General features: G+C 68.6%; 18 protein-coding genes, 1 tRNA gene and 1 pseudogene. 12 read left to right on the top strand and 8 right to left on the bottom strand.

The features are described from left to right. Positions 1-89: 89 nt before the first annotated feature. The 3 genes from ABZ396_RS24285 to alc all read right to left on the bottom strand — a co-directional run bounded on the left by ABZ396_RS24285 (position 90) and on the right by alc (position 3437). Positions 90-491 (bottom strand): RidA family protein, encoded by a 402-nt coding sequence (locus ABZ396_RS24285; RefSeq protein WP_358925287.1) that lies wholly within the window; start codon positions 489-491, stop codon positions 90-92. Positions 492-757: 266 nt separating this feature from the next. Further along, positions 758-1390 (bottom strand): PAS domain-containing protein, encoded by a 633-nt coding sequence (locus ABZ396_RS24280; protein ID WP_358925285.1) that lies wholly within the window; start codon positions 1388-1390, stop codon positions 758-760. An 883-nt stretch (positions 1391-2273) separates the two neighbouring features. Further along, positions 2274-3437, bottom strand: a complete 1164-nt coding sequence (alc, locus tag ABZ396_RS24275) for an allantoicase (protein WP_358925283.1) — start codon at positions 3435-3437, stop codon at positions 2274-2276. Positions 3438-3591: 154 nt separating this feature from the next. On the opposite strand from alc, the gene ABZ396_RS24270 reads away from it, so the two are divergent. From ABZ396_RS24270 to ABZ396_RS24225, 10 genes are all read left to right on the top strand, one after another. Beyond that, a complete protein-coding gene (locus ABZ396_RS24270) occupies positions 3592-4293 on the top strand; it encodes an XRE family transcriptional regulator (protein ID WP_358925282.1) in 702 nt (233 codons plus the stop codon). A 390-nt stretch (positions 4294-4683) separates the two neighbouring features. Further along, positions 4684-6276: an amidohydrolase family protein gene (locus tag ABZ396_RS24265; RefSeq protein ID WP_358925281.1), complete on the top strand. Its 1593-nt coding sequence runs from the start codon at positions 4684-4686 to the stop codon at positions 6274-6276. Continuing rightward, positions 6273-7085: a creatininase gene (locus ABZ396_RS24260; RefSeq protein ID WP_358925279.1), complete on the top strand. Its 813-nt coding sequence runs from the start codon at positions 6273-6275 to the stop codon at positions 7083-7085. The genes ABZ396_RS24265 and ABZ396_RS24260 overlap by 4 nt, the downstream gene beginning before the upstream one ends. Before the next feature lie 104 nt (positions 7086-7189). After that, positions 7190-8665 (top strand): cytosine permease, encoded by a 1476-nt coding sequence (locus ABZ396_RS24255; RefSeq protein ID WP_358925277.1) that lies wholly within the window; start codon positions 7190-7192, stop codon positions 8663-8665. Between the two features lie 2 nt (positions 8666-8667). Continuing rightward, the gene (locus ABZ396_RS24250; RefSeq protein ID WP_358925275.1) at positions 8668-9618 is read left to right on the top strand and encodes an amidohydrolase family protein; all 951 of its coding nucleotides are present in this window, start codon (positions 8668-8670) and stop codon (positions 9616-9618) included. Further along, on the top strand, positions 9618-10805 hold the full coding sequence (locus tag ABZ396_RS24245; RefSeq protein ID WP_358925274.1) for a M20/M25/M40 family metallo-hydrolase: 1188 nt from the start codon (positions 9618-9620) through the stop codon (positions 10803-10805). Before ABZ396_RS24250 ends, ABZ396_RS24245 begins: the two co-directional genes overlap by 1 nt. A gap of 176 nt (positions 10806-10981) precedes the next feature. Continuing rightward, a complete protein-coding gene (locus ABZ396_RS24240; RefSeq protein ID WP_358925272.1) occupies positions 10982-11659 on the top strand; it encodes an ABC transporter substrate-binding protein in 678 nt (225 codons plus the stop codon). Next, positions 11660-12358, top strand: a complete 699-nt coding sequence (locus ABZ396_RS24235; protein WP_358925270.1) for an amino acid ABC transporter permease — start codon at positions 11660-11662, stop codon at positions 12356-12358. It begins immediately after the preceding gene. Next, entirely contained in the window at positions 12351-13142 is a 792-nt protein-coding gene (locus ABZ396_RS24230; protein WP_358925268.1) for an ATP-binding cassette domain-containing protein, read from the top strand. Before ABZ396_RS24235 ends, ABZ396_RS24230 begins: the two co-directional genes overlap by 8 nt. A 23-nt stretch (positions 13143-13165) precedes the next feature. Beyond that, positions 13166-14212, top strand: coding sequence for a dipeptide epimerase (locus ABZ396_RS24225; RefSeq protein ID WP_358925267.1), 1047 nt, complete (start codon positions 13166-13168; stop codon positions 14210-14212). Between the two features lie 331 nt (positions 14213-14543). Here the strand turns inward: ABZ396_RS24225 and ABZ396_RS24220 are convergent. The 5 genes and pseudogenes from ABZ396_RS24220 to sucC form a co-directional block, all read right to left on the bottom strand. Then, a pseudogene (locus ABZ396_RS24220) lies at positions 14544-14624 on the bottom strand (SDR family NAD(P)-dependent oxidoreductase); the annotation flags it as partial. 157 nt (positions 14625-14781) lie between these two features. After that, positions 14782-14866: transfer RNA gene (locus ABZ396_RS24215), tRNA-Leu, on the bottom strand. Between the two features lie 365 nt (positions 14867-15231). Continuing rightward, a complete protein-coding gene (locus ABZ396_RS24210; protein ID WP_359185812.1) occupies positions 15232-16767 on the bottom strand; it encodes an aldehyde dehydrogenase family protein in 1536 nt (511 codons plus the stop codon). Between the two features lie 3 nt (positions 16768-16770). Next, entirely contained in the window at positions 16771-17667 is an 897-nt protein-coding gene (gene sucD / locus ABZ396_RS24205) for a succinate--CoA ligase subunit alpha (RefSeq protein ID WP_358919880.1), read from the bottom strand. Positions 17668-17681: 14 nt separating this feature from the next. After that, entirely contained in the window at positions 17682-18812 is a 1131-nt protein-coding gene (sucC, locus tag ABZ396_RS24200; RefSeq protein ID WP_358919882.1) for an ADP-forming succinate--CoA ligase subunit beta, read from the bottom strand. Positions 18813-18956: 144 nt separating this feature from the next. Here sucC and ABZ396_RS24195 point away from each other — a divergent pair, with 144 nt between their 5' ends. Together ABZ396_RS24195 and ABZ396_RS24190 are read left to right on the top strand one after the other, a co-directional pair. Further along, the gene (locus ABZ396_RS24195; protein ID WP_358919884.1) at positions 18957-20639 is read left to right on the top strand and encodes a thiamine pyrophosphate-binding protein; all 1683 of its coding nucleotides are present in this window, start codon (positions 18957-18959) and stop codon (positions 20637-20639) included. 11 nt (positions 20640-20650) lie between these two features. Further along, on the top strand, positions 20651-20781 hold a 131-nt coding region (locus ABZ396_RS24190; protein WP_359185907.1), incomplete at its 3' end, for a CoA transferase.

Here is a 20781-nt window from a genome sequence, read left to right as displayed (position 1 = left end):
CGAGAATTGCAAGGGGTCCCGGAACTCTCCGTGCAGACATCTGGCCGGCCTTTTTGGGCGAACCGGTAGCCGTAGCGAGGGTCGCCATGTCACTCATTCGTCGAATCGTGGGAAACGCTGGCCGAGGCGATTGCCTCCACCTCTACCCGGGCGCCGTAGGGAAGTGCACCTGCCGCGTAGCAGGTGCGAGCGGGGCGGGGCTCGGTGAAGAACTCGGCGTAGATGGTGTCGAATTCGATGCGATCAGCGAGGTCTGCCAGCAGCACCGTCGTCTTCACGACGTCGGCCGGACCGCAACCGTGCTCCGCCAGGCGCAGTTCGAGATTCACCAGCGCCTGACGGGCCTCGGCTGCGATTCCACCAGGGACAATCTCGCTGTCGAGCACGCCGAGCTGTCCGGACACGAAAATCAAGCCTGCTGCTGTGCGGCTCGGCGCGTAGGGGTGGTCAGCGTCGGAGAACCGATTCGGTGCGACCGGCCTAGAATTCATGGATAGCCCCGAGATCCCTTTTAGAGCAAAAAATGAACGCAACATTTCCACACATCGGCAAACGGCAACGGTGTGCTGGCACTGATGTGGTTGGTCATCGATCGCTGCGCAATGGGTGGGTGCGCCATGCAATCGCCACCGGCCGACGACTGCGATGACCGGCGGCACCCGGGGAAGCAGCGCGACTTCGCACAGACCAGCCCAGGACGGCCAGACATACTGTCTAACGACCTGGATGACCTGTCAAGGAAAGTTTGGGGCTCCTGTTACGCGTCTGCTTCGGTCCCACGAACCGCGTTGAGATCGGCGTACACGGTCGCCCGAGAGACATTGAGATGCGCGGCCACCTGCTGGGCTGCCCTCGGCAGGTTGAAGACGCCCTTGGCGTCCAGCGCCCCGATGATGGCGAGCCGGCCCTTACGGGTGTCCCTCGGCAGCACTCGGCCGATGGACGCCTCCTCCTTCGCGACCACGGTCTCGATGACCTCGCCGATGTCATCGGAGAAGACCGTCATAGCGGTGGCCTCCGGCTCGGGGGTACTGCCGACCAGCGCGGCCAGGGAGGTGGCGGCCACCCGCAGCTCGGTAATGTCGAGATTCACGCACAGGGCCCCGACCACCCGTCCCGAGCCGGTGCGCAGCAGCATCGTCGTGGACTTCACCATACGGCCGTCAGCAGTGCGTGTGACGTAGTTGAGCTGGTCCTCGGCCTGGTCACCCTGCGCCAGCAATCCGAGGCCGATCTCGCTCATCGCGCCCCCGACATGGCGGGAAGTCACCGATCCGGCCACCGCGCGAACGCTGTTCTCCGGGTAGCGGTAGTCGTGCAGTACCACCTCGCAGTACGGACCGAACGTCGCCGCGAGACCGTCCACCAGCGGTTCGACAGCCTGCAGCACGCTTTCCGCCTCGTCGGACCCACGCTTCCCGGTCCGATCGGCGCGCCCTGCTGCAGGCATTCTGATGCCCCCTCTTCCACGTATGACACCACGCCGAACCTGGCTACGGACAGCCCCCGCCCCGTTCGAACGGACCCCACCATGCAGTCTCTCACGGTGTCAATGAACGGCAGCGCTGACCTCTTCACCCTCGGGGCGTGACAATCGGGGCGCGGCCGTCCGGCCGACGTCGCGCCGCGTTCCGGCCTGGGTGTCAGTGGGACGCTGGGGGCCTGTAGGGCGTCAAATGTCACATACAGCCTCTGAACAGGCACTTTGCAGCTTCAGACGATCATGGCCGGCTCGGGCTGCAGGACGACGACCCGCCGCTTCAGCGCAATGGCCAGGGCAGCGAGTTCGAGGTGGGCGCGGAACATGCCACCATGCTCGTCGACGCCGTGGAACGACTTGGCCAGCCTGCTGATCTCGACGGGCTTGCCCTCGGGCAGCGCTCAGGGCTGCTCCCGCCCTCCCCGGCATCACCCGGATCCGGCTGCCCTCAGCTTCACCGCCCTGCTGCGACAGGGTCAGCGGCGACGGTCTCTCACCCCCGCACGAACCGACAGCGCCTCGCGGCGCAAACCTGATTCATGACACTCCCCAAGAGCAGTCCGAGGAGTCGGAGGAAGATCAGGTAGAGCATGCGCAGCGCCGTGCAGTCCGAGCTTGCCATGATCGACTGCAGTTGCAAAACGCCTGGTCAAAGCCCATGCGCAAATTCTGGCACCCAACAGGCACCTCCGCTTCGGGCAGCGTCGTTATGGGCCACAGTCTGCCGTCCGTGCCGCGTGCTGGGGTCCGGGGTGGTGTCAGCACGGGCGGGGCCGGGCGGGACAGCGGCGACTCAGGCGCCGCGCAGTCCCGGGATCGCTTCGGTGGCTGGGTCGCCGGGGGTGAGGGGGCGGCGGGCGATGAGTGCCTGGGCGGTTTCCGGGGTGAACCCGGCGGTGGTGGTGAGGATGGCCTGGGCTTGGTCGGCGGGCAGGGTGTTGAACCAGCGGAGGGCGAGCGCGGGCCAGGCGGTGCAGTCGACGGAGCCGAGGAGGCGCAGGCGGGAGATCCCGCCGTCGGGGAAGACGTCGAAGCGGACGTGGGTGACGGCCTCGGTAGCGGTGACGTTGAAGAAGTGCCTGGTGTCGGGCTGCAGCCGGGTCCGGGACAGCAGGGGGAACCACAGGGGGGAGTCGGACCCCGGCGTTGTGTCGCTGGTCGCGCCGTACAACGCGCACTCGCCCGAGGCGTTGTTGACGTAGTAAGAGGTGTCGACCTCTATTTGCCGGAGCTGCCCGGGGGCGGCGAGGCTGATGATGGCCCAGTCGTTGCCCGTGCCGCGGCGGCGGCGGGTCTCCCAGCCCTCGCCCATGTGCCGGGCGAGGCCGGGGAGGTTGAGGACGCCGGCGGACGAGTAGAAGGTGTCGCTGCCGAGCTCGACCACCCCGCCGTGTTCGCGGGCGGCCAGGTCGAGGGTGAGGCCGTCGAAGCGGCGGGGGTCCGGGATGACGCGGCCGTGGACGCGGAGCCGGGCGACGCCACCGTCCGGGTGGATGGACAGCCGTACGTGGGTGAAGCGGGCCGGCGCCGTCACGGTGAAGTGGTTGTGGGTGCCGCCGTCCAGCGGGGAGAGAGGAACGATCTCCTCCCAGTTGACGTCGGGTGCGGCGAGTTCCTCGGGTGACGGGTAGCCCTCCACGCCGCAGGCTTCGATGCGGCACTGCTCCGGGTAGTTGCCGGTGAAGAAGCTGGTGTCGACGTCGATGGAGTGGATGACCCCGGGGCTGCCCAGGCGGATCAGTGCCCAGTCGTGGCCGGGGGTGCGCCTGCGGCGGGTCTCCCAGCCGTCGACGATCTCCCCCTTGTGGCCGAAGGAGCCGGGGGTGAAGTCCGCGGCGGTGGGGACGATCAGGTTCTCCTTCTCGCCGAAGGATTCGTCGTTCGCCGTGACGACGCTGCCACCGAGGGCACGCGAGGCGAGGTCGATCAGCTGCGGTCGGTGGTCGTCGGTGGGCATCTTGCGGCTACTCCTCTGCAAGAGCTACGGAAGCCGACGCCCCGCCCGCCGATCCGTTAAGGAATGACTGCACACTGCTTAACGCAGGCTACACAGCCCCGACCGTAGTTCGCGTTACGGCCCTGTTAAGCAGTCGCTCGATAGACTCACGGCCATGACGGACCGTACGATCCCCGCCTCCAACGGCCTTGGCGCCGATCTTGGCCACAACATCCGCGTGGCGCGCAACGCGCAGAACATATCCCTGCGGGAACTGGCCCGCCGTGCGGGCATCAGCGGCAGCGCGTTGTCGCAGATCGAGACGGGCAAGACCCGCCCCACGGTCAAGACGGCCTACGAGATCGCGCGTCAGCTCGGCGTGACGCTCGCCGACCTCTCCGCAGGGGTGCCGAGCCCGGGCGGGTCGGGTGCGCACGCCGCGACCGGGCCGTTCCCGCCGTCGGCCGGTCAGGATGATGTCGTACGCGACGGCCTGGCGGCCCACATGCGCCAGGCCGTGGAGTTCATCCCGCGCGAAGCCCAGCGGGTCGTGGACCTTCAAGGGGGAGAGCAGTTCAGGGTGCTCAGCGGCCACTCCCTGCCAGGGGCTAACTGCCTGCTCCTCACCTACGAACCCGGAGCCGTCTCACCGCCGGGCGAGGAGTTCGTACGCCACGCCGGCCATGAGTTCAACTACCTCGCCGTCGGCCGCCTGGCCATCGAGGTCGGCACCCAGCGGTTCGAGCTGAAGCCCGGCGACACGCTTGCCTTTCCGGCCACGACACCGCACCGCCTGTCCAACCCGTGGGCTGAGACCGCCGAGCTCGTCTGCGTATTCGTCAGCAGCCCGGATCCACGCACCGGGGCGACCAGCTGAGCCGTTCGTTCCTGTCGCTCGACAGAAATTAAGGAAGACCTGTTTCGCCTGGGTGACGCATCGGTGTCCGTACCGTACGTCACCCCTCACCGCCGGGCGTCGATGCCGCCAGCGGGGCCTTCGGGCCGTTCACTTAACGCTTCACTCCTGGGCGGAGCCCTGGCGAGATCGCCAACTCCGACGGCCAACTATCTGAATGAATCAGACATTACGTCACTCTGGACAGGTCTGGAACGCCTTGCCAGGCCGTCGGTGACAGGGCTGCGCTGAACTCCTTAACAGCGACGTCATGCCGCTTAACGGGGATGTCATGAATGAGCGCTGAAGTGTGGCCATGCAGGGAGGCTTCATGACAACGCTCTTTCACAGTGCCCCAGCCGGTGATCGACCATGACGACCTCGACAGTGATTCTGGCCGGACGGCTGCTCACCGCTTCACACCAGGGCACCTCGCACATGATCCCCGACGCCGCACTCGTTATCCAGGACGGGACGGTGCGGTACGCAGGACCGCGTGTGGACCTGCCCGAACTCGACGGTGACGTGGTCGAGATCGACGCCACCGCGTCTCTGGTCATGCCCGGCCTGGTCGACGCTCACCACCACGTCGGCCTCACCCCCACCCAGCTGGGGGTGCCCGACGACGCGCTCGAACTGTGGATCGCCCGCAGGCACGGGCCACCGGCCGTGGATCCCTACCTCGACACCGTGTGCGGCGCCGAGGACCTTCTCGCCGGCGGCGTGACCACCGTCCAGCACCTCAACGGGCGCCTGCGCGGCGACCCCGAGCAGTACGAGGCGGCCGACACGGCCGTGTTGCGGGCGTACGCCGACGTCGGCATGAGGGTGTCCTACTCCCGGGGACTGACCGACCAGAACCGCTTCGTGTACTCCGACGACGAGGAGTTCATCACCTCGCTCCCGCCGGCCGAGCAGGCGGCGGTGCGCACGCTGACGCCCGCCCGCTACGAAACCCCCGAAGAGCAACTGGCATCGAGTTACACCCGGCTGCGCGAAAAATGGCACGGGGCCGCCAACGGCCGCATCGCCATCCAGCTCGCGCCCGCGAACCTGCACTGGTGCAGCGAGGAACTGCTGCTGGCCGCCGCCGAGATCTCCGCGCGCGACGACGTCGGTATGCACATGCACCTCTCCGAAACGCCCTACCAAGAGGTCTACGCCGACCAGCTCTCAGGCGGCCGCACCGCAGTGCGATACCTGCACGAGCGCGGACTGCTGTCCACCCGGCTGACCCTCGGCCACGCCGTGTGGATCGACGATTCCGACATCGACCTGCTGGCCGCCAGCGGCACGCTCGTCTGCCACAACCCCAGCAGCAACCTGAGACTCCGCAGCGGTCTGGCACCCACAGCACTCCTACGGGCGAACGGCGTCCGGCTGGCGCTCGGGATCGACGAGGCGGGTCTCGCCGACGACCGCGACATGTTCAGCGAGATCCGGTTGGCCTGGGCGCTGACACAGGCACCCGGCCAGGACACCACCGCACGCACCACCGCGGCCCACGTACTGGACATGGCCCTGGAAGGCTCGGCGGCCACCACGCCGTTCGCCGGCCGCATCGGCCGCCTGGAACCGGGCTATGCCGCGGACTTCCTGGTGCTGGACTGGGAATCGGTCACCGGCGCCTATCTCGACCCGACGGCCGACCCGATCGACGCGGTCGTACGACGGGCCCGTCCCACCGCCTTGCGGCAGGTGTACGTCAGCGGCGAGCTCGTCTTCGCGGACGGCCGGACGACCAAGGTCGACGGCCCCGCCATACGCACCGAACTACGCCGCTACCTGGCCGGCCGACAAGGCGCCGAACAGCAGGACCGCCAAGCCGCCGCCGAGGCGCTCGAGGGCGCCGTGGCCCGGTTCTACACCGGCCAACCCTGGCGCGAATGGCGGGAGATCACGGCAGACAGGGCGTCATGGAACAACCGTGCGCCGCGCACGACCACGAGGAAGGGGTCGAAGTGACCGACGACCTGATGAGTCCCAGGATCGGCGCGGGAACCGCCGAGTACGAGTGGATGACCTGGCAGGAGATCGCCGAGGAGGCCCGGCGGGACACTCCCGTGGTCATCTCGGTGGGGGCCACCGAGCAGCACGGCCCGCACCTACCGGTGTCCGCGGACTGGGCGATCCCGCAGGCACTGCTGCGGCTGGCCGCGGCCGAACGGCACTTCGTCGTGGGTCCGGCGCTACGGCTGGGCTATCGCTCCCGTCCCGGCAGCGGTGGCGGCCAGCACTTTCCCGGCACGCTCTCGCTGCGCGCCACCACATTGATGGCGGTGTTGGAGGACGTGCTGAACGAACTCGTGCGCGCGGGCTTCACTCGTATCGTCGTCTACAACTGGCACTTCGAGAATTCCGGATTCGTTTACGAGCCGGCCTTCCTGGTCTCCGAACGGCACCCGCAGGTCAAGATTGTGGTTGTCGAGGAGGGCTTGCCGCGGTTTTCCGAAGAAGATCTGACGGAGCTTTTCCCGGATGGCTTCCCCGGTCTGGATTTGGAACACGCTTCGCTCATCGAGACCTCGCTTTTCGCCTATCTGCGGCCGGGCGCCATCCGGCAGGACCGGATCTGCGACGACGCGCCGCTGCGGCATCCGCCCTATGACGTGGTGCCGATCGACACGACGATGTCCACCGCCAGCGGCGTACTCGCCTCGGCCACCAAGGCCAGCGAGGAGAAGGGGAAGCTGCTGGCCGAGCGGATCACCGAGTACATCCTGGACATCGTCGAGACGGAATTCCCGGCCACGGCGGTCGGCACCACCGACTGAGGCGATAAGCCCAGCCAAGCCGCCCAGCGGTCAATCGAGCTGATTGTTGGCACATACCGAAACAGGTTCGGCGCATACGCGCCTGTCGTGTAGGGAGTCACACCGTGGAAATAGGCGCAACGGTCACGACGGGGACCGAGGAAACCGGGCACGGGTCACCGCCGGACCTGCTGTCGAAGCTCGAGACGTCGGATTTGCTGGAAGAGGTCGTACCGGAGAGCCGGCGCGACGGTTCGCTGAAAATGACCCTCCTGTGGGTCACGTGCCAGGCCACCGTCGCCAACATGTACACCGGTTATCTGGCTCGTTCCGCGGGCATGTCGCTCGGTGACCTGCTGTGGGCCTCGCTGATCGGCGTCATCGTCATGGTCGGCTACGGCCTGCTGGCGACCAACGTGGGGACCGTCACGGGCCAGCCGCACTCGGTACTGGCCCGGGGAGTCCTCGGGAAGTCCGGGAGCGCCCTGGCGTCGGTGCTGCTCGCCGTCACCGGCCTGGGGTGGTATGGATTCCAGACAGTGTTCCTGGCGCAGCTCTTCAACGGCCTGTTCGGCCTCACCCACCTACAGGTCTTCTGCGTGCTGTTCGCCCTCGTGATGATCACCAACAACCTGCTCGGGTTCCGTAGTGTCTCCGGCTACGCCCGCATGGCGGCTCCCATCCTGCTGGTGTGGGGTGCGTACACCATCATCAAGGCCGTCGTCTCGGCCTCGGGTCACAACCTGTTCGCCGCTCCTCCTCACGTCCAGCAGACGCAGGGCATCCTCCTCACGGTCGGACTCCTGGTGGGCGCGGCCGTGTACGGCAACGAGCCGGACATGTTCCGGTATGCCCGCCGCGACGGCGGCCGCAACGTCGTGGCGCTGGTCGTCGGCTACGCGCTGGGGATGCTGGTCTTCCCCGTGGCGGGCTACCTCATGGCCGAGCTCTCCAGCGCAACGACGCTGGGTGCCACGATGCACTTCTTCACCACGTTCTCGATGTTCGGACTCACCGCGCTGGCCGTCGTGGTGTTCGCCATGAACGTGGTCGCTGTCAACGACGCCAACCTCTACGAGGCGGTCAACGCCGTGCAGAACTTCCTCCGCGGCCGGCGGCGGATCGAGACCGTCCTCGCACTCGGTGTCGTCGCAGCGGCGGTCGCAGCATTCATGGAGCGGTCGTCCTCACTGCAGAGCAACTTCTTCATCGTGGCCAACATGTGCGCGGTGTTCCTGCCGTGCGCGACCATCGTCATGGCGATCGACGTCTTCCTCCTGGAACGGCTGTCGGGCTGCCGCCGACCCGCCGGAGAAGACGGCGCCGCCAGAGCCGTGACGTCCTGGGCGGCAGCCTCACCGGGCAATGTGGCAGGGATCGTGGCGATCCTCGCCGGGCTTGTGGTCGGAGCCGTCACCGGTGGACTCATTCCGGGTACGTCGGGCTTCGGGAAGACCAACGTGGGACTGCCCTCTGTGGAGGCATGGGCCACCACCATCGTCATCTACCTGGCGGCCATGCTCCTAGCCCGCACCCTCTCCTCCTACCGTGCCAAGCAGGTCCTGCTCGGTCTGCCGGCAGCCGAGACGGCGAGCGCCTGATCATGGCAGTAGGGGGATCGAGTCCTCTGGTCGACGTCCATGTTCGTCTCTACCCGAATGCGGACGCCGGCCGGCAGGCAAAGGACAGCTACGTCATCTGGGAGTACGGCGACGAACCCGGCGTGGAGTTCGCCGCCACCGCGGGCGACCTCGCCGACCTGACGACCACCTACGGACAGGCCGGCTTCGACCGGGCCGTCGTCGTCCATCTCTTCGACACCGCCCTGGCCCGTACCGAAGCGATGGTCCGGCCGGCCCCGGGCCGCCGTTCTCCGGAGGAACCCGCCGACGTCACCGAGGCGGTAGCCGCCGCCATGCGGGCGTCCAACCGCTGGGCAGCCGAGACGGCCCGGAACAACCCACTGGTGGAGGTGCTGGTCAGCCTCGACCCGACGGTGCTCACCCGGCGGGAGATCGTGGATCACCTGACGGAGCTCGCCGGCGCGGGCGTGCGGGGCGTCAAACTGCACCCCGTGGCCCAGGGGCTCCTGCCCAACGACCCCCGGCTGCACGCCATCTACGACATCTGCAGCGACGCTGCACTGGTCGTCCTGTCACACTCCGGTCCCGGCCACCGTGGCGACGCATCGGCGCGGCCCAGCGAGTTCGGCCCGGTGCTGGGCCGGTGGCCGAACCTGCGCCTGATCCTGGCCCACCTGGGCGGAGCGAGCTGGCGGGAAACCGCCGAACTGGCCGGCACCTACCCCCAGGTCGCCTTCGACCTCTCCGAGATCATCGAATGGACCGGTGCCCCCAACGCCCCGTCGACGACCGAACTGGCCGCACTGGTCCGGCACATCGGAGCCGATCGCGTGATGCTCGGCTCCGACTTCCCCTGGTACGACCCGGTGCGCACGGCGGACCGGGTGGACGGCCTGCCCGGCCTCGGCGCCGGGGAACGGGCGGCGATCCTCGGCGGGACAGCCGTCCGCCTGCTGGATCTGGAGCGGTGATGGACCACGTGGTGTCGCTGGCACAGCGTCTGGTTCGTATCCCGAGCCCCTCGGGACAGGAGCGCGATGCCGTCGAACTGCTCGCCGACAGCATGCGGGCGCTGGGTTTCGCGGTCCGGATCGATGCGGCGGGAAACGCGATCGGGACGCTCGGCCGCGGCCTGCCCGGCCATCCGAGGGTCGTCATCGACGGTCACGTCGACACGATCCCGCCGCCGGCCTACGGGGACTGGTCCCGCGACCCGTTCGGCGCGGAGATCATCGACGCCCGCCTCTATGGTCTCGGCGTATGCGACCAGAAGGCCTCACTGGCGGCGGCGGTCGCAGGACTCGGCTCGATGGCTCAGCAGTTCGCCGCGTCACCGGGCCTGGTGGCACTGGTCGCCAGCGTCAGCGAGGAGTTCATGGAGGGCGCGGCGCTGGCATACGCGCTCGACGTACTCCGGCCGACGTGCGTGGTGATCACCGAGCCGAGCGAGTTGAAGCTGGTGGTCGGGCACCGGGGACGGGCCAAATTCCAGGTCGAGATCGGGGGCCGCTCCGCCCATGCGGCTCTGGCCACGGACGGCGTGAACGCGGTGGAGGCGCTGACCGATCTGCTCGTCGAGCTGCGGCGTGCACCGCGCCCCCACCATTCCAGGCTGGGGTACCGGGACATCACCTGCATCGATGTGGTGTCGTCACCCTTCCCTTCCGTGTCGACCGTGCCCGGTCGGGTTCAGGCCCGCTTCGATGTCCGCTTCCTGCCGGAGGACACCGAGAGCGAGCTGCATGCCCTGTTCTCGCACGCCGCAGCCCGGGCGTGGGACAACTGGCCGCAGCCGCCCGTCCTTTCGGTGAGCACCGTCGAAGTCAGCGCACCGACGTACACCGGGCAGGAACTCGCGGTGCGGGAGATCGCGCCGGGGTGGTGGACGGAAGGCCCGCTGGTGGACACCGCCCGCGCGGCGCTGGCGTCCATCGGCCTTTCCGAGGCGCCGGGCACGTACTCGTTCTGCACCAACGGATCACTGAGCGCGGGTGTACGTGGGGTGCCGACGATCGGTTTCGGCGTCGGCGAGCAGCGCATGGCACATCGGGCTGACGAATACGTCCACGTGGACGCATTGCTGGACGGTGCGCGTGGCTATGCGGCGCTGGCGGCCGCGCTTCTCGAGGACCGGACGACGCCTGGTACATGCCCGTGAACACGGAAGAACGCACTGCACACCTCTGAAAGGACGGCATATCAGTGGGCATCCGGAAGAATATCTGCGCCTCATTGGCCGGGCTCGCGTTGGTGACGCTCGCCGGCTGCGGCAGTTCCTCGACCACCTCTCAGACTCAGCCGGCGGTGGCGTCATCGAGTACGGACTCTCTGCGGGTGGCGATCAATCCTGGCTTCGTACCGTTCGAGCAGATCGACTCCGGGAAGCTCACCGGGTTCGATGTGGACCTGTCCCAGGCGCTGGCCAGTCGCCTCGGCCGAAAAAACGCGACCTTCGACCAGCTTCCCTTCACGAGCCTGCTGCCGGCCGTGACGTCAGGACGCGATGAGGTCGCCATCTCCGGGATCCTGGACACGGCGGAGCGTCGAAAGCAGGTGTCCTTCTCCAAGCCTTACATCAACGACTCGTTCGTGATCTCCGTGAAGTCGTCGAACAGCTCGGTGAAGGGAATATCCGACCTTGCGAAAGCGGCCATCGCCGTTCAGGTCGGCACCATTCCGGAGGAGTTCGTGAAGGCGAAGCTCCCGCAGGCCAAGAACGTCACGGTCCAGGACACGCCGTCGGCGTTCCAGCTCGTGGTCCAGGGCCGCGCCGACGCCGTCATCACCGATGCCCCCGTGGCGGGTTACTACGTCAAGAAGCTAGGCGGGAGTTTGAAGGTTCTGCCGACCCCGCTCAACGCGGCGCAGCCGATCGCCGTGGTCATGCCGCTGCACAGCAGCACGCTGCGGCAGTCGGTCGACAAGGCGCTGGCGGCGATGGAGGCCGACGGCACGCTCGGCAAGCTGCGCAAGACCTGGTTCGGCACCTCCGACCTGAACGGCGGTGCGTAAATGTCCGCCGTGGTCGACAACCTGCCGTTCCTCCTCGACGGCTTCGCCATGACGCTCGGCTATGCGGCCGGTGCGCTGGTGTTCGCCATGCTCCTGGGCGGTCTGCTGGGGACGGTGGACTACGCCGTGCATCTGCGGCCCGTGCGCTGGGCTATCCGAGGGTTCGTCGGGCTGTTCCGGAACACTCCGTTCATCGTCCAGCTGTACATCTGGTTCTTCGGCCTGCCGTACGCAGGCGTACAACTCTCCGCCCCGGTCGCCGGGATCCTCGGCCTCGGCCTGTACGGGGCAAGCTATGTGACCGAGATCGTACGTGCCTCGCTGGCGAGCGTCGGCAGGGAGCAGGAGGAGGCCGGGCTCTCGCTGGGCCTCGGTCACCGGGACGTCATCGCCCGCGTCGTATGGCCCCAGGCATTCGCCGGCATGGTGCCCGGGCTGACCAACGAGGCCGTGGCCCTGATCAAGAACACCTCGATGCTCGGATTCATCACCATCACCGAGCTGACCCTGCGCACGCAGCAGGCGATCAGCTCCACCTTCGCCTCGCTGCCCCTCTACCTGACGGCCGGAGCGATGTACCTCATCGTCAACGTGCTGCTGACGCTGCTGGCCCGCCGACTGGAAAAGACGCTGGCACGCGGCGGACGCGGCAGCGCCCTCAACCTGGGATCACGGACGGAGGTGCCTGTCCATGTCTGACAGCAGCGGTCACGGTTCTGCGGAAGTGGTGCTCGACGTCCGGAACATAGAGATGTCCGCCAGCGGCACCACGATCCTTATCGACGTGAGCTTCCAGCTCGAACGCGGACGCGCGATCAGCGTCGTGGGTCCGTCCGGGTCCGGGAAGAGCACCCTGCTGCGCTGCCTGAACCGGCTGGAGCGGATATCCAGCGGCTCGGTCCTGCTGGGCGGTGTCCACACCGACGCGCTCCCGGCGCCTGCACTGCGCAGCCGTATCGGCCTGGTCTCGCAGAAGTTCGCGCTGTTCGGCCACCTGGACGCCCTGGCCAACGTGACGCTCGGGCTGCGGCGGACACGGCACTTGTCCAAGCCCGCCGCGGACGAGCAGGCGAGGGAGTGGCTGAACCGGGTGGGGCTGGCCGGCTTGGAGAAGCGCCGCCCTCATGAGCTCTCCGGCGGCCAGCAGCAGCGGGTCGCGATCGCCCGTGCCGCCGCCCTGGAACCGGACGTGCTCCTGTTGGACGAGGTCACCAGCGCGCTCGATCCTGAACTTGTGGAGGAGGTCGAGAACGTGGTCCTCGGGCTCGCCCGCAGCGGCACCTCCCTCGTCGTCGTGACTCATGAGATCTCCTTCGCCGCGAAGGTGGCCGACATCATGCTGATGATGGAGGCCGGCCAGGTGGTGGAAACCGGCTCTCCCCAGGACGTCCTGGCCAGCAGCCGGCCTCGCTCACAGCGGTTCTTCTCCCGCCATCTGCGTGGGTGGGGCGACAGCATCACGTCCGTCGGGAGCGCGGGGTGATGGGCGGCGGCGAAGGTCTGCGGATGGATGTCTGGAAGCAGCCATTGCGGCTCGTCCGGCCACTGGCGATCTCGCGGTCCACGACGACGGTGGTGGAGAACGTCTTCGTCGCCATCACCATGGCGGGGAAGGTCGGATACGGCGAGGCCGCGCCAGGGCCCTGGCGCGGGGAGCCGATCGAGGCGATCCTGCGCTACCTGGACGGCGCGGTCCCGCTCCTGGGCGACGACCCGTTCGACTCCGATGCGATCCTTACCCGCCTGGACCAGCGACTCGGCGACAACGGGGCCGCGCGCTCAGCCGTCGACATGGCCCTGACCGACCTCGTCGGCAAGCTCGTCGGTGCGCCGGCGTTCCGCCTGATGGGACTGGACACCACCCGCACCCGCGAGCTCTGCTACACGATCGGGCTGGACTCCGTCGACGAGATGGTCAAGGCGGCGGTGGATGCGGCATCGAAATTCTCCGCCCTCAAAATCAAGCTGGGCTGCCCCGACGACGCCACCATCGTCCGGGAGATCGCGGCGGCGGTGAATGTGCCTCTACGTGTCGACGCCAACGGCGGCTGGAGTGCCAGACGCACGCTCGAACTTCTCGACGAGGTCCTCGTACCCTGCGGGATCACCCTGCTCGAACAGCCCGTGGCCGCTGCGGATCCGCAGGCCCTTGCCGAGGTCCACGAACGTTCCCCCATCCCCGTCATCGCCGACGAGTCGATCACCGACCTCTCGTCACTGCGGCCTCTCATCGGGAAATGCTCCGGCATCGACATCAAACTCACCAAGTGCGGCGGCATGCGGGAGGCTCTTCGCCTCATCCACGCCGCCCGAGCGGTCGACCTGTCGGTCATGATCGGCTGTGAGGTGGAGACCTCCCTGTCCATCACGGCCGCCGCGATCCTCACCTGCCTCGCCGACTACGCGGACCTCGACCTGCACCTCTGGCTGCAGAACGACCCCTTCGCCGGTGCCGATCTCCGCGACGGACGATTCGTACTGCCCGACGGCCCCGGCATCGGTGCCGAGCCGACCCCCGCTCTGCGGCCCCCGGGGAGGCGGTCGAATTCCTGACGTCTGATCTTGTGCCGCTCGAAAACAGGGCGTGTTCGTGGATGCAGGCGGTGCCGTATGCGCGGGCGCAGGTGCCGACGGAGAGTTTGCGGCGTTCGAAGTGGCCGAGAAAGTCTTCCCATTCGGCGTCGGTGGGGGTTCGGTACTCCTCGGCGGGGCGCAGGGCTCGCCGTCGGGAGATGAATGCGCGGTGGGCCTCAATGGTCTCGGCGGGGTAGCTGGCTAATGGTGGAGTCGGGTATTGGAACTGTCCGAATGCCCGCGATGCGGGGCTCATGTGTCGCTCCGGACCTGGCATCAGCCGTCATGCGCGAACCGGCGAGGGGATCAGTCAGACCTGTTCGAAGTGGAACGCCTTGATGAAGCAGTCACGAGGCTGAGCGACAGCGAAGAGGATGCACTCCACGAGCGAGGTGAGAGGCGCAGTACCTGGACCGCCACCGCCTCACCCCCTCATCGAGCCGACCACGAGGCTCAAGGCCCCGGAAACGACGAAATACCGGTGAGTCACATGACTCGACCGGTAATTCGTGAACGCTTCGGAACGATCTCGTGAACGTCCCTGAGTGTGTCCGAGGGGGGACTTGAACCCCCACGCCCGATAAAGGGCACTAGCACCTCAAGCTAGCGCGTCTGCCATTCCGCCACCCGGACTAGGTGTCTGCCGCCTGACCGGGGGTGTTCCCCGCGGCGACATGCACAACAATACCAAGCTTTCGGAGTGGCCTTCACCTGTGTTTCCGTCGACATATCCGCAGGTGGGCGACCCCCTCGCCGAGCGTGTCCGGTCCGCTACGGGAATCCGGCGGGCGCCGGGTACGAGGCGTACGGCCTCCCGCTCGTGCCGACCGTGGAGGGCATCACCCGGGCCGCCGCACAACACCATGGAGACCGTCCGCTCGATGCCGGTCCTGGTGCCGTACGACGGCCCGACGGCGGCCCCTGCCACGGTCATCGCCCTGGTCCGCACCGGGACGAACCCCCTCGCGCCGAGGAGGTCACTGTCCCGGTGCTCGCCCTCACGGCATGAGCTGGTAGTCCGGGAAGTTCCCCGGCAGCCGCTCCCCCGCCGGCCCCTTCGTGACCGCCCGTACCAGCAACTCCCCGCCGACGAAGGCCCCCCGCCAGGAGGCGCCGAAGCCGCCGAACAACTCGTCGCGGTCCCCGCGCGACCGCGGCTTGCCGTGGCCGACCTTGAACGCGCGGATCTGCGGGGCCAGCCGCGCGAAGGTGGCCTCGTCGTCGGTGGAGAGCGTGGCGACCAGCGCGCCGTTCGAGGCGTTCATGGCCGCCAGCAGTTCGGCCTCCGTGTCGACCAGGACGATCGTGTCGACCGGGCCGAACGGTTCCGCGTGGTGGAGCGGGGAGGACGGGGGCGGGTTGAGCAGCGTGACGGGGTGGACGTACGACGAGGTGTCCTGGCCCGGCAGGAAGCGCGCGTCGGCCGGGCGGCCGCGGTGCAGCGGGACGGCGCCACGGTCGACGGCCTCGGCGACCTGGTCGGTCAGGTCCTTGGCCTTGGCCGCGTTGATCACCGGCCCGAAGTGCAGTTCCGGGAGCGGGTCCCCGGGGTCGGAGACCGCGAGGGGGTGGCCGACGCGCAGCGCGCGGACCGCGGGGAGGTAGGCCGTGAGGAACTCGTCGAACAGCTCACGCTGGATGACGAATCGCGGGTAGGCGGTGCAGCGCTGCTTGCCGTAGTCGAACAGCTTGGGGACGACGGCGGTGAACGCCTCCCAGTCGGTGAAGTTCCAGATGCCCCAGGTGTTGAGCCCCTCCTGTTCGAGTACGTGCCGTCTGCCGAGGTCGGCGACGGCGGTGGCCACCGCGGCCCCCGTGTCCCGGCCGCCGACGAAGGAGACACAGCCGATCTCGGGCGCGCGCACCAGCACCTGGGACAGCGCGCCCCCGCTGCCGCTGAGCAGCGTGACCGGCAGGCCCTCGCGGGCGGCCAGCGCGCAGGCCAGGGTGAGACAGGCGACCCCGCCGTCGGTCGGGGTCTTCGCCACCACCGCGTTGCCCGCCAGGGCCTGGACCAGTACCGCGTGAACGAGCACGCTCATCGGGTAGTTCCAGCTGGCGATGTTGGACACCGGCCCGTCCAGCGGGGCGCGCCCCGCGAGCATCGGTTCGATGCCGTCGACGTACCAGCGCACCCCGTCGATCGCCCGGTCCACGTCCGCCTGGGCCAGCCGCCAGGGCTTGCCGATCTCCCAGACGAGGAGCAGGGCGAGGAGTCCGCGGTGTTCGGTCAGGGCGTCCAGGGTGGCGGCCACCCTGGCCCGGCGCTCCTCCAGCGGGACGTGCCGCCAGGCGCGGTGCTGGTCGAGGCAGGCGCGGACGGCCCGGTGGGCGGAGTCGCGGTCGAGCCGCGGGGGGCCGGCGATCGGGCTGCCGTCGACCGGGCTGCTCGCGGGCAGCGGCCGGCCGTCGGGCCGCCAGGCGGCGGCCCAGAGGTTGAGGACACGGTCGTCCCGGAAGGCCTCCGGGGCGTGGGCGAGACAGCGCGCCCAGGCGTCGCTCCAGCCGGTGCCGGGCTTGAGAGCAAGGGTCATGGCTCAGCTCCCTTCCGGCTGCCGTCCGTCGAGCAGGTCGAGGACCAGCCGGGCGGTCTCGGTCGGTGTGCTCCCCACCCGCACTCCGACCGCCTCCAGTGCCTCCTGCTTGGCCCGCGCGGTGCCGGCCGAACCGGAGACGATGGCGCCCGCGTGGCCCATGGTCCGGCCCTCGGGTGCGGTGAACCCGGCGATGTAGCCGACGACCGGCTTGGTGACGTGTTCCCGGATGTAGGCGGCGGCCCGTTCCTCCGCGTCGCCGCCGATCTCCCCGATGAGGACGACGAGTTCGGTGTCGGGGTCCTCCTGGAAGGCGGCGAGGCAGTCGATGTGGTTCGTGCCGACGACCGGGTCACCGCCGATGCCCACGCAGGTGGAGAAGCCGATGTCCCTCAGCTCGTACATGAGTTGGTAGGTCAGCGTGCCGGACTTGGAGACCAGACCGATGCGGCCCGGCTTGGTGATGTCGGCGGGGATGATGCCCGCGTTGGACTGGCCGGGGGTGATCAGGCCGGGGCAGTTGGGGCCGATGATCCGGGTGCCGTTCCGCTTCGCGTACGACGTGAAGGCCACCGAGTCGTGGACCGGGATGCCCTCGGTGATCACCACCGCGAGGCCGATGCCGGCGTCTGCGGCCTCCATGACGGCCGCCTTGGAGAAGGCGGGCGGCACGAACACCACGGTGACGTCGGCCCCGGTGGCCGCCATGCCCTCGGCGACCGTGCCGAAGACTGGGACGGCCCGGTCCTCGAAGTCGACGGTCTGGCCGGCCTTGCGCGGATTGACTCCGCCGACGACGTCCGTCCCGGCGGCGAGCATCCGCCGGGTGTGCTTCATGCCCTCGCCGCCGGTCATGCCCTGGACGAGGACCTTGCTCTCCTTGGTGAGATAGATCGCCATGTCGTCCCGTCTCCTCAGGCTGTGGTGGCGAGTTGGGCCGCTCGGCGGGCGGCGCCGTCCATGGTGGTGGCCTGTTCGACCAGGGGGTGCGCGCGGGAGTCGAGGATCGCCCGGCCGCGCGCCGCGTTGTTGCCGTCGAGGCGGACCACGAGCGGCTTGGTCAGCCGGACGGTGTCCAGGGCCTGCACGATCCCGTCGGCGACCGCGTCGCACGCCGTGATCCCGCCGAAGACGTTGACGAAGACCGACTTCACGGCCGGGTCGGAGAGGATCACCGACAGTCCGTCGGCCATGACCTGGGCGGAGGCTCCGCCGCCGATGTCCAGGAAGTTGGCGGGCCGTGCGCCGCTGCCCGCGACCACGTCGAGGGTGGACATCACCAGGCCCGCGCCGTTGCCGATGATGCCGACCTCGCCGTCCAGCTTGACGTAGTTGAGGCCCTTCGCAGCGGCCGTAGCCTCCAGCGGGTCGTGGTGCTCGGCCTCGTCCGCACCCCAACGGGCTTGCCGGAAGCGGGCGTTGTCGTCAAGGGTGACCTTGCCGTCGAGCGCCAGGATCCGGCCCTGTTCGGTGCGCACGAGCGGGTTCACCTCGACGAGCAGGGCGTCCTCGCGGACCAGCACCTGCCAGAGCCGTACGAGGACGTCGACCGTCTGCGGCGGCAGGCCCGCCGCCTCGGCGATCTCGGCCGCCTTCGCCGAGGTGACGCCCTTGGCGGGGTCGACGGGGACGCGGGCCACCGCCTCCGGCCGGGTCGCGGCCACCTCCTCGATCTCCATGCCGCCCTCGGCGGAGGCGATCGCCAGGAAGCCGCCGGCTGCCCGGTCGAGGACGTAGGAGACGTAGAACTCGCTCTCGATCTGCACTGGTTGGGCCAGCATCACCTTGCCGACCGTGTGGCCCTTGATGTCCATGCCCAGGATCTGCCGGGCCGTCAGTTCCGCGGCGGCCGGGTCGGCGGCGATCTTGACTCCGCCCGCTTTACCCCGGCCACCTGTCTTGACCTGCGCCTTCACGACGACCCGGCCGCCGAGTCGGCGGGCGATCTCCCGGGCCTCCTTGGGCGAGTCGGTGACCTCAGCCCTTGGCACCACGATGCCGTGTTCCTCGAAGAGTTCCCTTGCCTGGTGCTCGTACAGGTCCATTCCGGCTCCTGTCTTAAAAGTGCCGCACGCCCCCTGGACACCACCCACCGGATGCGGGATAACAAGCTTCATACAGTATTCGTCGACTGTATGCAATGTACGAAGACGGCCCCGCACCTCCTACGAAGGGACCAGGACTTCGCCATGCCAGACGACACCCAGGACGTGATTTCCGGTGGTCATCTCGTTGCCAAGGCGCTGAAGGCCGAGGGGGTCGACCGCATCTACACCCTCTGCGGCGGTCACATCATCGACATCTACGACGGCTGCGTCGACGAGGGCATAGAAGTCGTCGACGTCCGCCACGAGCAGGTGGCCGCTCACGCCGCCGACGGATACGCGCGCATCACCGGGAAGTCCGGCTGCGCGGTGGTCACGGCTGGTCCGGGCACGACCGACACCGTCACCGGGGTCGCCAACGCCTTCCGCGCGGAGTCCCCGATGCTGCTGATCGGCGGCCAGGGGGCCCTCACCCAGCACAAGATGGGGTCCCTGCAGGACCTCCCGCACGTCGACATGATGGCGCCGATCACCAAGTTCGCGGCGACCGTCCCGGACACCGCCCGCGTCGCCGACATGGTGTCGATGGCGTTTCGCGAGTGCTACCACGGCGCCCCCGGCCCTTCCTTCCTGGAGATACCGCGCGACGTCCTGGACGCCAAGGTCCAGGCCGAGAAGGCGCGCATACCCACGGCCGGCGCCTACCGGGCCTCCACCCGCTCCGCCGGCGACCCGGAGGCGATCGAGAAGCTCGCCGACCTCCTCGTGCACGCCGAGAAACCGGCCATCCTGCTGGGCAGCCAGGTCTGGACGACCCGGGGCACCGCGGCCGCCATCGAACTCGTCCGCACCCTCAACATCCCGGCGTACATGAACGGCGCCGGGCGCGGCACCCTGGCGCCCGGCGACCCGCACCACTTCCAGCTCTCCCGCCGGTACGCGTTCTCCAACGCCGACCTCATCGTGATCGTCGGCACCCCCTTCGACTTCCGTATGGGCTACGGCAAGCGGCTCTCCCCCACCGCGACCGTCGTGCAGATCGACCTCGACTACCGCACGGTCGGCAAGAACCGGGACATCGACCTCGGGATCGTCGGCGACGCGGGGCTGGTCCTCAAGTCGGTGACCGAGGCCGCCTCGGGACGCGTCAACGGCGGGGCGTCCAGGCGCAAGGAGTGGCTCGACGAGCTGCGGGCCGCCGAGCAGACCGCGCTCGAGAAGCGGCTGCCCAGCCTCACGTCGGACGCCTCACCGATCCATCCGTACCGCCTGGTCAGCGAGATCAACGACTTCCTCACCGAGGACTCGATCTACATCGGCGACGGCGGCGACATCGTCACCTTCTCCGGACAGGTCGTCCAGCCCAAGTCGCCAGGGCACTGGATGGACCCGGGCCCGCTCGGCACCCTCGGCGTCGGCGTCCCCTTCGTGCTCGCCGCCAAGCAGGCCCGCCCCGACAAGGAGGTCGTCGCCCTCTTCGGCGACGGCGCGTTCTCCCTCACCGGCTGGGACTTCGAGACCCTGGTCCGCTACGACCTGCCGTTCGTCGGGATCGTCGGCAACAACTCCTCGATGAACCAGATCCGTTACGGCCAGGCCGCCAAGTACGGCAAGGAGCGCGAGCGGGTCGGCAACACCCTCGGCGACGTCCACTACGACAAGTTCGCACAGATGCTGGGCGGTTACGGCGAGGAGGTCCGTGACCCCGCCGATATCGGCCCCGCCCTGCGCCGGGCCCGTGAGTCGGGCAAGCCGTCGCTGATCAACGTCTGGGTCGACCCGGACGCGTACGCCCCCGGAACCATGAACCAGACCATGTACAAGTGAGGTGAACGCCGGTGACCACCAAGGCACTCGAAGGCATCCGCGTCCTCGACATGACGCACGTCCAGTCGGGGCCGTCCGCCACCCAGCTGCTCGCCTGGCTCGGCGCGGACGTCGTCAAGCTGGAGGCGCCGACCGGTGACAT

The sequence above is a fragment of the Streptomyces sp. NPDC005866 genome (assembly GCF_040629895.1).
Classification (GTDB): domain Bacteria; phylum Actinomycetota; class Actinomycetes; order Streptomycetales; family Streptomycetaceae; genus Streptomyces.
Note: the sequence above shows the minus strand (reverse complement) of the source record. Positions and strands in the feature narration are given on the sequence as shown.